The 13,586-nt window shown below is 58.4% G+C and carries 13 protein-coding genes and 4 tRNA genes; 13 read left to right on the top strand and 4 right to left on the bottom strand.

Translation table 11 applies throughout. The features are described from left to right. Window positions 1-75: 75 nt before the first annotated feature. The 4 genes from srlD to srlA are packed head-to-tail and all read right to left on the bottom strand — an operon-like array spanning window position 76 to window position 2,784. Window positions 76-855 carry a sorbitol-6-phosphate dehydrogenase gene (srlD, locus tag VZP09_RS15275; RefSeq protein WP_002914815.1) on the bottom strand — a complete coding sequence of 260 codons (780 nt, stop codon included), beginning with the start codon at window positions 853-855 and terminating at the stop codon, window positions 76-78. Between the two features lie 12 nt (window positions 856-867). After that, entirely contained in the window at window positions 868-1,230 is a 363-nt protein-coding gene (srlB, locus tag VZP09_RS15270; protein ID WP_004174693.1) for a PTS glucitol/sorbitol transporter subunit IIA, read from the bottom strand. Window positions 1,231-1,243: 13 nt separating this feature from the next. Beyond that, on the bottom strand, window positions 1,244-2,224 hold the full coding sequence (gene srlE / locus VZP09_RS15265) for a PTS glucitol/sorbitol transporter subunit IIB (RefSeq protein WP_004890251.1): 981 nt from the start codon (window positions 2,222-2,224) through the stop codon (window positions 1,244-1,246). Then, on the bottom strand, window positions 2,221-2,784 hold the full coding sequence (gene srlA / locus VZP09_RS15260) for a PTS glucitol/sorbitol transporter subunit IIC (protein WP_002914812.1): 564 nt from the start codon (window positions 2,782-2,784) through the stop codon (window positions 2,221-2,223). Before srlA ends, srlE begins: the two co-directional genes overlap by 4 nt. A 276-nt stretch (window positions 2,785-3,060) precedes the next feature. Between srlA and mltB the strand changes: the two genes are divergently transcribed. The 13 genes from mltB to VZP09_RS15195 all read left to right on the top strand — a co-directional run bounded on the left by mltB (window position 3,061) and on the right by VZP09_RS15195 (window position 13,576). Further along, window positions 3,061-4,140: a lytic murein transglycosylase B gene (mltB, locus tag VZP09_RS15255; RefSeq protein WP_328795255.1), complete on the top strand. Its 1,080-nt coding sequence runs from the start codon at window positions 3,061-3,063 to the stop codon at window positions 4,138-4,140. Window positions 4,141-4,478: 338 nt separating this feature from the next. Further along, entirely contained in the window at window positions 4,479-5,189 is a 711-nt protein-coding gene (locus tag VZP09_RS15250; protein ID WP_015958867.1) for a metal ABC transporter ATP-binding protein, read from the top strand. Continuing rightward, a complete protein-coding gene (locus VZP09_RS15245; RefSeq protein WP_002914775.1) occupies window positions 5,186-6,049 on the top strand; it encodes a metal ABC transporter permease in 864 nt (287 codons plus the stop codon). Before VZP09_RS15250 ends, VZP09_RS15245 begins: the two co-directional genes overlap by 4 nt. Before the next feature lie 7 nt (window positions 6,050-6,056). Continuing rightward, complete coding sequence (locus tag VZP09_RS15240) at window positions 6,057-6,935, top strand: metal ABC transporter substrate-binding protein (RefSeq protein ID WP_038432904.1); 879 nt, start codon at window positions 6,057-6,059, stop codon at window positions 6,933-6,935. A 139-nt stretch (window positions 6,936-7,074) separates the two neighbouring features. Beyond that, window positions 7,075-7,572 carry a nicotinamide-nucleotide amidase gene (gene pncC, locus VZP09_RS15235; protein ID WP_002914771.1) on the top strand — a complete coding sequence of 166 codons (498 nt, stop codon included), beginning with the start codon at window positions 7,075-7,077 and terminating at the stop codon, window positions 7,570-7,572. 90 nt (window positions 7,573-7,662) lie between these two features. After that, window positions 7,663-8,721 carry a recombinase RecA gene (recA, locus tag VZP09_RS15230; RefSeq protein ID WP_328795254.1) on the top strand — a complete coding sequence of 353 codons (1,059 nt, stop codon included), beginning with the start codon at window positions 7,663-7,665 and terminating at the stop codon, window positions 8,719-8,721. Between the two features lie 67 nt (window positions 8,722-8,788). Further along, entirely contained in the window at window positions 8,789-9,289 is a 501-nt protein-coding gene (gene recX, locus VZP09_RS15225) for a recombination regulator RecX (protein WP_016947581.1), read from the top strand. A gap of 250 nt (window positions 9,290-9,539) precedes the next feature. Next, window positions 9,540-12,167, top strand: coding sequence for an alanine--tRNA ligase (gene alaS / locus VZP09_RS15220; RefSeq protein WP_032438922.1), 2,628 nt, complete (start codon window positions 9,540-9,542; stop codon window positions 12,165-12,167). A gap of 363 nt (window positions 12,168-12,530) precedes the next feature. Further along, a complete protein-coding gene (gene csrA, locus VZP09_RS15215; RefSeq protein ID WP_000906486.1) occupies window positions 12,531-12,716 on the top strand; it encodes a carbon storage regulator CsrA in 186 nt (61 codons plus the stop codon). 321 nt (window positions 12,717-13,037) lie between these two features. Further along, window positions 13,038-13,130, top strand: a tRNA-Ser gene (locus VZP09_RS15210). A 4-nt stretch (window positions 13,131-13,134) separates the two neighbouring features. Next, window positions 13,135-13,211 (top strand) — tRNA-Arg (locus VZP09_RS15205). 150 nt (window positions 13,212-13,361) lie between these two features. Further along, window positions 13,362-13,438: transfer RNA gene (locus tag VZP09_RS15200), tRNA-Arg, on the top strand. 61 nt (window positions 13,439-13,499) lie between these two features. Next, window positions 13,500-13,576, top strand: a tRNA-Arg gene (locus VZP09_RS15195). Window positions 13,577-13,586 lie beyond the last annotated feature (10 nt).

The following is a 13,586-nucleotide window of genomic DNA, read 5'->3' as shown; positions in this document are numbered from 1 at the left end:
GTCGGGTGGCGGCTAACGCCTTACCCGACCTACAGTTTTGTAGCCCGGATAAGCGCAGCGCCATCCGGGAACCTGTTAAAACATCACCTGGCCGCCGGTGACGTTGATCGACTGCCCGGTGCAGTACGACGCCTGTGGGCTAGCGTAAAACATCAATACGTTCAGCACATCCTGATATTCGCAGCCGCGCTTCAGCGGCACCTTGTCGATGTAGTACTGCTCGACTTCGCTCTCATCGATACCGAGCTTGGTGGCATACTGTGGCAGCAGCGACTGGAACATCGGCGACTTCAGCAGATTGCCGAGCATCAGCGAATGCACGGTAATGCCATATTCCGCCAGATCCAGCGCCAGCGACTGGGTCAGCCCGACGCCGCCGAACTTCGCCGCGCTGTAGCCGGAGTTGTGCTTACTGCCGACTTTGCCGGATTTCGAGTTGATCTGAATGATCCGCCCCTTAATGCCGTCGCGGATCATCAACCGCGAGAACTCGCGGGCGCAGAGAAAATAGCCCACCAGATTGACCTGCAGCGAGCGGTCGAAATCCCCCAGCGCGAAGTCGCTAATAAACGCCGCCTTGGCGATCCCGGCGCTGTACACCAGCAGGTCGACGCGCGAAAAAATCTCATCCACCCCGTGGGCCAGGGCGGTGACGCTGGCCTCGCTGGTGGCGTCGGCGCCGAAGCCGTACGCCATACCTTCGCCATACTCAGCGTTAATCTCCTGGGCGACGCGGCTGGCTTTTTCGCTCTGAATATCGACCACCGCCACGCGGTAGCCCTCGGCGGCCAGCCCGCGGCACAGAAACTCTCCTAAGGTTTGTCCACCGCCAATGACAACAGCAACCTGATTCATCTCTCTCTCCTTTTAAGCAACAAACTTCAGTACGCAGCCGGGCGCGATGGCGTCCGGCACCGGGCCCGCCACATGGACGGTACCTGGGAACTCCGCTTCACGATGGCCGTCAAAGCGCAGGGTGATGTGGCCCAGCTCGCGCAGGTTTTGTTCAGCGACCTCGCCGACGGCGGTCACCGGGTAGCGCTGTTCGCCAAGCTGCAGCTCTGCCCCCGGCTGCAGCGTGCCAGCAAGCTCGCCGTGGTTGTGAATAAAGCAGTACTCTTCGATATCCGCCGGGGCGCCCTCGCGGAAGGTGATCAGCATTTGCTCTTCCAGCGCCATCGTCGCGCAGGCGCCGATGTGCGTAATGGTGGTCTGGTAAATCACAGTCATCTGCAGGAACCTCTTACTGGTAAATAAATCCGGAAACGAACCACGCGATCAGCACCGTTGGTGCGCCGGTCAGAAAGCGGCTGACCAGCACCGACGGCACGCCGACGCGCACGGTATCCTGGCGGGCTTCGGCTAGCGACAGGCCTACCGGAATAAAATCGCAGGCGGCCTGGGCGTTAATGGCGAATAGGGCGGGCAGGGCGAGGTGCGGCGGAATGTTGCCGAGGCCGATTTGAACGCCGATCAGCACGCCGATCACCTGGGCAATAACCGCGCCGGGGCCGAGAAACGGCGACAGCAGCGGGAAAGAGCAAATCAGCGCCAGGGTTACCAGCCCCAGCGGATGGCTGGCGAGCGGCGCCAGGCCGTGGGCGATCCAGTCGCCGATGCCGGAGGCCATGATGATGCCGATCAGCGCCGAGACGAAAGCCATAAACGGCAGAATGGTTTTCAGCACCGTATCAATGGTGTCGCGCCCGGCCTGGAACAGCACCGCCACCACCGAACCCATGCCCATCCCGACCTTCGCCAGCAGGCCATCGCTCTGTTCAGTAATCTTCTTGCTGGTGTCGTAATCGCGACCCGCGCTCTTGTTTTCCGCCGGCGGCTCGGAAACCCCTGCGCTGTCGGGAGCGATGCACTGGATGTTGTCCTCTTTGACGCCGGAGACATAAATATCTTCCGTGATGTACTGGGCCAGCGGCCCTGATTTGCCGGTGGCATGGATATTCACCGTCGGGATGCGGCGTTTAGGATAGAGCCCGCAGCGCAGGGTGCCCCCGCAGTCGATAATCGCCACGCCGATCTCGCTTTCCGCTGGTTCTCCCTCTTTAAACCCGTCCACCGGCTGCCAGCCGGTCAGACTGGCGATGCGGTCAACGATCGCCGGGCGGGTGCCGGCGGTGATATAGACGATCTTTTTGCCTTCGACGGCGTCGAGCTCAAGCGGGCCGCCCCAGCCGCCGGTGCCTTTCTCTATACGAATACGGGTCATGATGTCGCTCCTGACAGATGCACTTTCTGGGAAAGCTGAATCGCCATTTTTCTCTCGAAAATCGAGGTGGTCAGGTCGGTGACCCAGCCGCGGAAGAAGTTAGTCACCAGCCCGACCAGCAGGTAGCTCACCGCCAGCGGACCGAGCGGTAGGCCGAGGGTAGTGAGGCCGTTGGCGATGCCGAGATAGACGAACAGCTCGCCGGGGTTGATATGTGGAAACAGCCCGTTCATTGAGTGGCAGCTATACGACGCCGCCGCGTAATAGCTGGGCTTGTACTTCTCTGGCATAAACCGGCCGAGGCTTAACGTCATTGGGTTACAAAACACGAAGGTGCCGATGCAGGGTAGCAGCAGGTAGCGGGAGATTGGGTTTCCTGCGCAGCGCTGCGCCAGCTTCTCGATCCGCTGCTGGCCGATAAAGTTGATCAGCGCGTTCATGATCACCAGCAGGCTGATCAGCAAGGGGAGGATCCCGGTCACCATGCCGGTAAATACCTCGCCGCCTTTCTGAAACAGGCCGATAAACCACTCCGCGCCGTGGGTCACGACGTCAATCATTGTTCTCTCCTTCAGCATGTTATTTTTCTTGCTAATCGCAGGCTGATTTTAATCATTTTGAAAGGTTTAAAAGTGTTAAATGGATCGCAAAATGAAAGATAAATATTTTATTTTGAAAGATGATGCGGGCGAGATGAAATGTTGCAGGGCATGAAAGCACGGAGGGGAGGAGCAGTTGAAGGACTATTTTGTCTACAAACAGATTGTCGCTTTCTTGTTGGTCGTCGCATGCTTTACCATAATTATCCCTTGCTGAATTTGTTAAACGGAATTCCCATGTTGAAGCGTCGCTATCTGGCTTTACTTCCCCTTTGTGTGCTCCTCGCTGCCTGCAGCAGCAAACCCAAGACCCCCGCGGAAACGGAGATGGCGAGTGGAACCGGCGGCTTTTTGCTGGAACCGCAGCATAACGTGATGCAGATGGGCGGCGACTTCGCCAACAACCCGGCGGCGGCGCAGTTTATCGATAAGATGGTGGCGAAGCACGGCTTCGACAGGCAGCAGCTGCAGGAGATCCTGTCGCAGGCAAAGCGCCTGGATTACGTCCTGCGGCTGATGGATCGTCAGGCGCCGACCGGCCTGCCGCCAACCGGGCCGACCGGCGCCTGGCTGCGCTACAAGAAACAGTTCATTACCCCGGATAATGTGCAGAACGGCGTGGTGTTCTGGAATCAGTATCAGGACGCGCTTAACCGCGCTTATCAGGTTTACGGCGTGCCGCCGGAAATCATCGTCGGCATTATCGGCGTGGAGACTCGCTGGGGCCGGGTGATGGGCAAAACCCGGATCCTCGACGCGCTGGCGACGCTGTCGTTTAGCTACCCGCGCCGCGCCGAATACTTCTCGTCGGAGCTGGAAACTTTCCTGCTAATGGCGCGCAGCGAAAGCGACGACCCGCTGGATCTGAAAGGCTCTTTCGCCGGGGCGATGGGCTACGGTCAGTTTATGCCGTCCTCCTATAAGCAGTATGCGGTCGATTTTAACGGTGACGGACATATCAACCTGTGGGACCCGGTGGATGCTATCGGCAGCGTGGCCAACTACTTCAAACAGCATGGCTGGGTGAGCGGCGATCTGGTGGCGGTGCAGGCCCTGGGGCAGGCCCCGGGGCTGGAGAATGGTTTCNAGACTAAATACAGCGTTTCGCAGCTGGCGGCCGCAGGGCTGACCCCGACCCAGCCGCTGGGTAACCATCAGCAGGCCAGCCTGCTGCGGCTGGACGTCGGCACCGGCTATGAGTACTGGTACGGGCTGCCGAACTTCTACACCATCACCCGCTACAACCACAGCACCCACTACGCGATGGCCGTCTGGCAGCTGGGTCTGGCGGTTGCGCAGGCCCGCGGCGGTTATTAATCCTTTCATCCGGCTGACAATTTCNNNATCCTCCCCGGATAGCGGCGCGTAGCGCCTTATCCGGGCTACGGTCTGGTATCCGGTTGCTAGCCCCGGGAAGCGCAGCGCGACCGGGGGATGACGCCGAGGAGGCCGCGCTTATCCCCCCGTTTTTCCCGTCTCCATGCCTCTTGTTGACCTTTGTTACATTTCCGCTGACTGACGCTGATTTACATTCTTTCTTCGCTTCGTTATTGTTATGTTATAACATCAAGTTGAGGCAGGGGTATGTTCACATCGATTTTTATGGCATCCGCCGCGACGCGCGCGGCCATCGCAGGCGTGCTGCTGGCGGCGCTATGGTTAGCAACCTGGTGGGCGGTGACGCTGCCATGATTGAACTGGAGCAGTTGGTCGCCGGCTATGACGGGGTAGCGATCACCCCTCCGCTGAGCGGGATGATATGCCCCGGCAGCCTGACGGCAATTGTTGGCCTCAATGGCTGCGGAAAATCAACGCTGCTGAAAACCCTCGCCGGGTTTCTTCCGCCGGTCAGTGGCCGCCTGCGCTGGCAGGGAAAACGGCCGGTGATCGGCTGGCTGGCGCAGCGCCATGCCCTCGAGTCGCAGTTTCCTCTCAACGTGCAGGATGTGGTAAGCCAGGGCGCATGGCCCGGCGTGTCGCTGCTGCGCGGTCTGGGGGGCGGCACCCGGCGACGCATCGGCGCGGTGCTGGAGCGGGTCGGGCTGGCGGGCCTGGCGAAAACGCCGATCGAAGCGCTCTCCGGCGGCCAGTTTCAGCGCATGCTATTTGCCCGGGTGATGGTGCAGCAGGCGCCGCTGGTGATGCTCGACGAGCCCTTCACCGGTATCGACGAAGCGACCAGTCGCGAACTAATGGATTTGATCCTCGAGATGCACCGGCAGGGACAGACCATCCTGGCGGTGCTGCATGATAACCAGCGGGTGGCCGACTTTTTCCCCGAGACGCTGCTGCTGACTCCCCAGCGCGCCTGCTGGGGCGCTACCCGGGCGGTGCTCCCGGCCTTCAGTCATGTGAGGTCGGCATGATCTGGCACACCTTCTTTCAGCCTTTCATTGAATTCGGCTTTATGCGTCGGGCCCTCGTGGTGTGTCTGGCGCTGTCGCTGAGCACCACCATGCTGGGCGTCTTCCTGCTGCTGCGGCGCATGAGCCTGATGGGCGATGCGCTGTCGCACGCCATTCTCCCCGGCGTGGCGGTGGGGTATCTGCTGAGCGGCATGTCGCTGCTGGCCATGACCCTCGGCGGCTTCATCGCCGGTATCGTGGTTGCCTTGGTGGCCGGGTGGGTGAGCCGGCGGACACCGTTAAAAGAGGACGCCAGTTTTGCCGGATTTTATCTGGGCTCGCTGGCCCTGGGCGTCACCCTGGTGTCGCTGCGCGGTTCCAGCGTGGACCTCCTGCATCTGCTGTTTGGCTCCATTCTGGCGGTCGACCGCGATGCGGCGCTGTTTGTCAGCGGCGTCGCCAGCCTGACGCTATTGTGCATTGCGCTGTGCTACCGCGGTCTGGTCTGCGAGGCGTTCGACAGCGCCTGGCTGCAGGTGAATCACCGGCGGCTGCCTGCGCTGCTGCATGGGCTTTTTCTGGCGCTGCTGGTGCTTAATCTGGTGGCCGGGTTTCAGGTGCTCGGCACGCTGATGGCGGTAGGGGTAATGATGCTCCCGGCGGTCGCCGCGCGCTGCTGGGCGCGCACGCTGCCGGGCATTCTGCTGCTGGCGGCGGGAATGGGCGCGCTCTGCGCCTGGCTGGGATTAAGCCTCTCCTGGGCGATTAGTCTTCCCGCCGGGCCCGCTATTGTGCTGACCGCCAGCGCACTGTTTTTTGTTTCGCTATTTTTTGGCACGCGCAGCCGGCTGCTGGTCGGTTGGCGCACATTGATGGGGTAAGGAAATGATGAAACGTAGTGCAATAGTGGTCGCGCTGGCCCTCGGCCTGATGGCGCAGGGGGCCATGGCGAAAACGCTGAATGTGGTAAGCAGTTTTTCGGTGTTGGGTGATATAGCGCAGCAGGTCGGCGGGGAGCATGTCCATGTGGATACCCTGGTCGGTCCGGACGGCGATCCGCACACCTTCGAACCGTCTCCGAAGGATAGCGCGCTGCTCAGCAAGGCCGACGTGGTGGTGGTTAACGGCCTGGGGCTGGAAGGGTGGCTGGATCGCCTGATTAAGGCCTCTGGTTTTAAGGGCGAGCTGGTGGTGGCATCGAAAGGCGTCAAGACCCATACCCTTGATGAAGAGGGTAAAACGGTGACCGATCCCCACGCCTGGAACAGCGCAGCGAACGGCGCATTGTATGCGCAGAATATCCTCGAAGGTCTGGTGAAAGCCGACCCGGAAGATAAAGCGGCGTTGACCAGCAGCGGCAAGCGCTATATCGACCAGCTGACGTCTCTCGACGGCTGGGCGAAAGCGCAGTTCAGCGCCATTCCGCTGGCCAAGCGCAAGGTCCTGACCAGCCATGACGCTTTCGGCTATTTTGGCCGGGCTTACCACGTGACCTTCCTCGCGCCACAGGGGCTCTCTTCAGAGAGCGAGGCTAGCGCGGCGCAGGTGGCGGCGCTGATTAAGCAAATCAAAGCGGATGGCGTCCATACCTGGTTTATGGAGAACCAGCTTGACCCGCGGCTGGTGAAGCAGATTGCCAGCGCCACCGGCGCGCAGCCGGGGGGCGAACTCTATCCGGAAGCGCTATCTAAGCCGGGCGGCGTCGCCGATAGTTACGTCAAAATGATGCGTCACAACGTTGAGCTTATCGCTAACAGCATGAAGTAACAGGTTGTCTGGTCGTCCTGGTTATCACAGGACGACCCATTTCTGGATCCCCCCTCGTAAAATCGCCACTTCATCCCCAAATCTCTGTCGAAAGTGCTATCTTTGATGGCCTCTTTATCCGGAGCAAAGCGGGGCGATAATGACCGATTCAGAATTAATGCAGCTAAGCGAGAAGATTGGCCGGGCGCTGAAGGCGCGTGGGGCGACGGTGACCACGGCGGAATCCTGTACCGGCGGCTGGATTGCGAAAGCGATCACCGATATTGCCGGCAGCTCGGCGTGGTTTGAACGCGGCTTTGTCACCTACAGCAACGAAGCTAAATCGCAAATGATCGGCGTCAGCGAAGCGACGCTGCGCGACAACGGCGCGGTAAGCGAACCGGTGGTGGTGGAGATGGCGATTGGCGCGCTGCGCGCGGCGCGTGCGGATTATGCCATCTCCGTTAGCGGCGTCGCCGGGCCGGATGGCGGCAGCGTCGAAAAGCCGGTCGGCACGGTATGGTTCGGCGTCGCCAGCGTGAGCGGGCAAGGGGTGACGCGGCGGGAATGCTTTGCCGGAGACCGCGAAGCGGTGCGTCGTCAGGCGACGGCCTATGCGCTAAATCTGCTCTGGCAACAATTTCTACAAAACACTTGATACTGTATGACCATACAGTATAATTGCCTCAACTGAACAAATATTAACGGCGAAGCGAACACGCTTTACCCTGCATGATTAGGAGTAACAATGGCGATCGACGAAAACAAACAGAAAGCGTTGGCGGCTGCACTGGGCCAGATCGAAAAGCAATTCGGTAAAGGCTCCATCATGCGCCTGGGTGAAGACCGCACCATGGATGTGGAAACCATCTCCACCGGCTCGCTTTCTCTGGATATCGCGCTGGGCGCTGGCGGTCTGCCAATGGGCNGTATCGTCGAGATCTACGGTCCGGAATCCTCCGGTAAAACCACCCTGACGCTGCAGGTTATCGCCGCAGCGCAGCGTGAAGGTAAAACCTGTGCGTTCATCGATGCTGAACATGCGCTGGATCCTGTCTATGCACGCAAACTGGGCGTCGATATCGACAACCTGCTGTGTTCTCAGCCGGACACCGGCGAGCAGGCGCTGGAGATCTGTGACGCGCTGGCGCGCTCTGGTGCGGTTGATGTTATCGTCGTCGACTCCGTCGCGGCGTTGACGCCGAAAGCGGAAATCGAAGGCGAAATCGGCGACTCTCACATGGGCCTTGCGGCGCGTATGATGAGCCAGGCGATGCGTAAGCTGGCGGGTAACCTGAAGCAGTCCAACACGCTGCTGATCTTTATCAACCAGATCCGTATGAAAATTGGCGTGATGTTCGGTAACCCGGAAACCACTACCGGTGGTAACGCGCTGAAGTTCTACGCCTCTGTGCGTCTGGACATTCGCCGCATCGGCGCGGTGAAAGAGGGCGACAACGTCGTCGGCAGCGAAACCCGCGTCAAAGTGGTGAAAAACAAGATTGCCGCGCCGTTTAAACAGGCCGAATTCCAAATCCTCTACGGCGAAGGCATCAACTTCTACGGCGAGCTGGTAGACCTCGGCGTGAAAGAGAAGCTGATTGAGAAAGCGGGTGCCTGGTATAGCTACAACGGCGACAAAATCGGTCAGGGTAAAGCGAACGCGATCACCTGGCTGAAAGAGAACCCGGCGGCGGCGAAAGAGATTGAGAAGAAAGTGCGCGAACTGCTGCTCAACAATCAGGATGCGAAGCCAGACTTCGTTGTTGACGGCAACGACGCAGAAGAAACCGAACAGGATTTCTGATATCGTCTGCAAGACTGACAGGGCTGCTTAGGCAGCCCTTTTGCTTTGTGAGATTATCGAGGTGCCTGTGACTGATCCTTCATCACGCCGCTCCGGCTACGCCCGCCTGCTGGACCGTGCTATCCGCATTCTGGCGATGCGCGACCACAGCGAGCAGGAACTGCGACGCAAGCTGGTCGCTCCGGTGATAAGCAAAAACGGTCCTGAGGCGCTGGACGTCACCCCCGACGAGCTGGAGCAGGTTGTCGCCTGGTGTATCGAAAACCGCTACCTTGACGACAACCGCTTCGTCGGCCAGTTCATCGCCAGCCGGAGCCGCAAAGGCTATGGTCCGGCGCGCATTCGCCAGGAGCTCAGCCAGAAAGGCATTGCGCGCCAGGTCGTTGACCAGGCGATGCGCGAATGCGATATCGACTGGGTGAGCCTTGCCAGGGAGCAGGCACAGCGTAAATACGGCGAACCGTTACCTTCCGCCTTTACTGAAAAAGTGAAAGTTCAGCGATTCCTGCTTTACCGCGGCTACCTGATGGAAGATATCCAGGAAATCTGGCGAAATTTTGCAGATTGACCCATCCGGGATTTTACTTCGCCGTAAAGAAAACTTATCTTATTCCCACTTTATTCCGTCGGGCCGCTGGTTGTGACTGTGCAGGCAGCGGCCTGGGCGATTATTCCTTTACACAAAATCATTCAAGCTGCATCAGGGCGGCAAGAGAGACTCTCTTTCGCAACGTACGTCAGTTCGGTGCCGGAAGAGCAAGCGCAGCCAGGACAGAGGCGACTTGAAGGATGACGTGTAGCTTGATTTCAGGATAATTATGAGCAAGAGCACCGCTGAGATCCGTCAGGCGTTTCTCGACTTTTTCCATAGCAAGGGACATCAGGTAGTTGCCAGCAGCTCCCTGGTGCCGCACAACGATCCGACCCTGCTGTTTACCAATGCAGGGATGAACCAGTTCAAGGATGTCTTCCTTGGTCTCGACAAACGTAATTATTCGCGTGCGACCACCGCACAGCGTTGCGTGCGTGCGGGTGGTAAACACAACGATCTGGAAAACGTCGGTTACACCGCGCGTCACCACACCTTTTTTGAAATGCTGGGCAACTTCAGCTTTGGCGATTACTTCAAGCAGGATGCCATCAAATACGCGTGGGAACTGCTGACCGGTGAGAACTGGTTCGCGCTGCCGAAAGAAAAACTGTGGGTTACCGTTTACGAGACCGATGACGAAGCTTTCGACATCTGGGCCAATGAAGTAGGCGTTCCGCGCGAGCGTATTATCCGCATCGGCGACAACAAAGGCGCGCCGTTTGCTTCTGACAACTTCTGGCAGATGGGCGACACCGGTCCGTGCGGCCCGTGCACCGAAATCTTCTTTGACCACGGCGATCACATCTGGGGCGGCCCTCCGGGAAGCCCGGAAGAAGATGGCGACCGTTACATTGAGATTTGGAACATCGTCTTCATGCAGTTCAACCGTCAGGCTGACGGTACCATGGAGCCGCTGCCGAAGCCGTCCGTCGACACCGGTATGGGTCTGGAGCGTATTGCCGCGGTGCTGCAGCACGTTAACTCCAACTATGACATCGACCTGTTCCGCGATCTGATCGCCAGCGTGGCGAAAGTCACCGGCGCGACCGATCTGACGAACAAGTCACTGCGCGTTATCGCCGACCACATTCGCTCCTGCGCCTTCCTGGTTGCCGACGGCGTGATCCCGTCGAATGAAAACCGCGGCTACGTGCTGCGTCGTATCATTCGCCGCGCGATCCGTCACGGCAACATGCTGGGCGCGAAGGACACCTTCTTCTGGAAACTGGTTGCCCCGCTGATCGATGTGATGGGCTCCGCCGGCGACGAGCTGAAGCAGCAGCAGGCTCAGGTTGAGCAGGTGCTGAAAACCGAAGAAGAGCAGTTTGCCCGCACCCTCGAGCGCGGCCTGGCGCTGCTGGATGAGGAGCTGTCGAAGCTGAAAGGCGACACCCTGGACGGCGAAACCGCCTTCCGTCTGTACGACACCTACGGCTTCCCGGTCGACCTGACCGCCGATGTGTGCCGCGAGCGCAACATCAAGGTTGATGAAGCTGGTTTTGAAGCCGCGATGGAAGAGCAGCGCCGCCGCGCGCGCGAGTCCAGCGGTTTCGGCGCCGACTATAATGCGATGATCCGCGTTGACGGCGCCTCTGAATTTAAAGGCTACGATCATCTGGAGCTGAACGGCAAGGTTACCGCCCTGTTTATCGACGGCAAAGCGGTGGATAGCGTTAGCGCTGGCCAGGAAGCGGTGGTGATCCTTGACCAGACCCCGTTCTATGCGGAGTCCGGCGGCCAGGTGGGCGATAAAGGCGAATTAAAAGGCGCGGGCTTCTCCTTCGCAGTCAGCGACACGCAGAAGTACGGCCAGGCTATTGGTCATATCGGTAAAGTCGCCAGCGGCTCACTGAAAGTGGGTGACGCGGTGCAGGCCGACGTAGATGAGGCTCGCCGTCAGCGTATCCGTCTCAACCACTCCGCGACGCACCTGATGCACGCGGCGCTGCGCCAGGTGCTCGGCACCCATGTGGCGCAGAAAGGTTCGCTGGTCAATGATAAAGCGCTGCGCTTTGACTTCTCGCATTTTGAAGCGATGAAGCCGGAAGAAATTCGTGCGGTGGAAGACCTGGTCAACGCGCAGATCCGTCGTAACCTGGCTATCGAAACCAACATTATGGATATCGATGCCGCGCGCGCATCCGGCGCCATGGCGCTGTTTGGCGAGAAATACGACGATCGCGTGCGCGTTCTGCGGATGGGCGACTTCTCCACGGAGCTGTGCGGCGGGACTCACGCGGCGCGTACCGGCGATATCGGCCTGTTCCGCATCACGTCAGAGTCCGGCACCGCTGCTGGCGTGCGCCGTATCGAAGCGGTGACTGGCGAAGGCGCGATGGCCATCCTGCATGCGCAGAGCGATCAGCTCAATGATATCGCTCAGCTGCTGAAGGGTGACAGCCACAATCTCGGCGAGAAGGTTCGCGCCGCGCTGGAGCGTACCCGTCAGCTGGAAAAAGAGCTGCAGCAGCTGAAAGAGCAGGCTGCGGCGCAGGAGAGCGCAAACCTCTCCAGCAAAGCGGAAGAGATTAACGGCATTAAGCTGCTGGTCAGCGAACTGACCGGCGTTGAGCCGAAAATGCTGCGTACCATGGTTGACGATCTGAAGAACCAGCTCGGTTCGACGATCGTTGTATTAGCTACGGTAGCGGATGGTAAGGTTTCTCTGATTGCAGGTGTGTCTAAGGATGTGACAGACCGCGTGAAAGCAGGGGAGCTGGTTGGTATGGTCGCCCAGCAGGTGGGCGGTAAAGGGGGCGGTCGTCCGGATATGGCGCAGGCCGGTGGTACCGATGCGTCTGCTCTCCCTGCAGCGTTAGCCAGTGTGAAAGGCTGGGTCAGCGCAAAACTGTAATAACTATAAACGCATTTACCCTAAATAATTCGAGTTGCAGGAAGGCGGCGACGCAGCGAATCCCCAGGAGCTTACTCAAGTAAGTGACTGGGGTGAGCGAGGAAAGCCAACACGCATGCAACTTGAAGTATGACGGGTATAGGTGCCATAACCAGAGGGTTACGGCACCTTGCGTCAGAAACACTGATAACGATAAAGTCGGGTTGAAATTGTGTATATCGGCTAAACTTAGGTTTAACAGAATGTGATGCCATGACTGCTTATACCCTAAGGTATTTGTCATCGCTTACTTTTTGGCGTTATATGATGGATAATGCCGGGATACGAGAGACCCGACTCTTTTAATCTTTCAAGGAGCAAAGAATGCTGATTCTGACTCGTCGAGTTGGTGAGACCCTCATGATTGGAGATGAGGTCACTGTGACAGTTTTAGGGGTGAAGGGTAACCAGGTTCGTATTGGCGTAAACGCCCCTAAAGAAGTGTCTGTTCACCGTGAAGAGATCTACCAGCGTATTCAGGCTGAAAAATCCCAGCAGTCCAGTTACTAAGGTTTCCGCGCCTCGCTGTGCAGTGAGGCGCATCACTTACCGCCGCTTTTTCCCTTTTTCTTTTTTTCCCCCTGCGCCATACCGCTTTTCATTACCCTTTGCCGCTTTGGTCGTTTGGCGTTATGCCAGCGTCAGGGCTGATTTCCTGTTGATAAATTGCCCTTTTTGCCGTTTTTGCACGCGAATTGCGTGCGAAGTGTGCAAACGAAAAAAGGTCTCGAAAAAGTGTTTGACTTATAAGTACCAGAAAGTAATATGTGCGCCATCGCAGCGACGAAGAGCAGAAACAAGTTCTTCGAAGCACTCGAAAGAGGCGTGTGTGGTGAGGTGGCCGAGAGGCTGAAGGCGCTCCCCTGCTAAGGGAGTATGCGGTCAAAAGCTGCATCCGGGGTTCGAATCCCCGCCTCACCGCCATTTTGCATCCGTAGCTCAGCTGGATAGAGTACTCGGCTACGAACCGAGCGGTCGGAGGTTCGAATCCTCCCGGATGCACCATCTTCTTTCTGAATTAAGCGAGAAGAGCGCTGTGAAAGCAGCGGCCCGCAGTGCGAGGCATAATCGAGTCACTCTACCGATTAGGCCATCATACTCAGTGTGGCATGTGTTAGTTGTGACACTGACGCGTAGTAAAGCAAGTTTCCCGATGCATCCGTAGCTCAGCTGGATAGAGTACTCGGCTACGAACCGAGCGGTCGGAGGTTCGAATCCTCCCGGATGCACCATTCTTTAATAAGAATGGCAAATCGCGAAATTTGATATCAGAATTACAGCAGTAATCCCGATGCATCCGTAGCTCAGCTGGATAGAGTACTCGGCTACGAACCGAGCGGTCGGAGGTTCGAATCCTCCCGGATGCACCATATTCTCCTT

Source organism: Klebsiella sp. EMBS2024 (assembly GCF_036233805.1).
Taxonomy (GTDB): Bacteria; Pseudomonadota; Gammaproteobacteria; order Enterobacterales; family Enterobacteriaceae; genus Klebsiella; species Klebsiella pneumoniae.
The sequence above is the reverse complement of the archived record's forward strand: the minus strand, read 5'-3'. Positions and strand labels throughout refer to the sequence as shown.

Coding starts and splice junctions, on each gene's coding strand:
- alaS (WP_032438922.1), top strand. CDS start 9,540: ATGAGCAAGAGCACCGCTGAGATCCGTCAGGCGTTTCTCGACTTTTTC.
- pncC (WP_002914771.1), top strand. CDS start 7,075: ATGACCGATTCAGAATTAATGCAGCTAAGCGAGAAGATTGGCCGGGCG.
- srlD (WP_002914815.1), bottom strand. CDS start 855: ATGAATCAGGTTGCTGTTGTCATTGGCGGTGGACAAACCTTAGGAGAG.
- srlA (WP_002914812.1), bottom strand. CDS start 2,784: ATGATTGACGTCGTGACCCACGGCGCGGAGTGGTTTATCGGCCTGTTT.
- VZP09_RS15250 (WP_015958867.1), top strand. CDS start 4,479: ATGGTTAGCAACCTGGTGGGCGGTGACGCTGCCATGATTGAACTGGAG.
- VZP09_RS15245 (WP_002914775.1), top strand. CDS start 5,186: ATGATCTGGCACACCTTCTTTCAGCCTTTCATTGAATTCGGCTTTATG.
- srlB (WP_004174693.1), bottom strand. CDS start 1,230: ATGACTGTGATTTACCAGACCACCATTACGCACATCGGCGCCTGCGCG.
- VZP09_RS15240 (WP_038432904.1), top strand. CDS start 6,057: ATGAAACGTAGTGCAATAGTGGTCGCGCTGGCCCTCGGCCTGATGGCG.
- csrA (WP_000906486.1), top strand. CDS start 12,531: ATGCTGATTCTGACTCGTCGAGTTGGTGAGACCCTCATGATTGGAGAT.
- srlE (WP_004890251.1), bottom strand. CDS start 2,224: ATGACCCGTATTCGTATAGAGAAAGGCACCGGCGGCTGGGGCGGCCCG.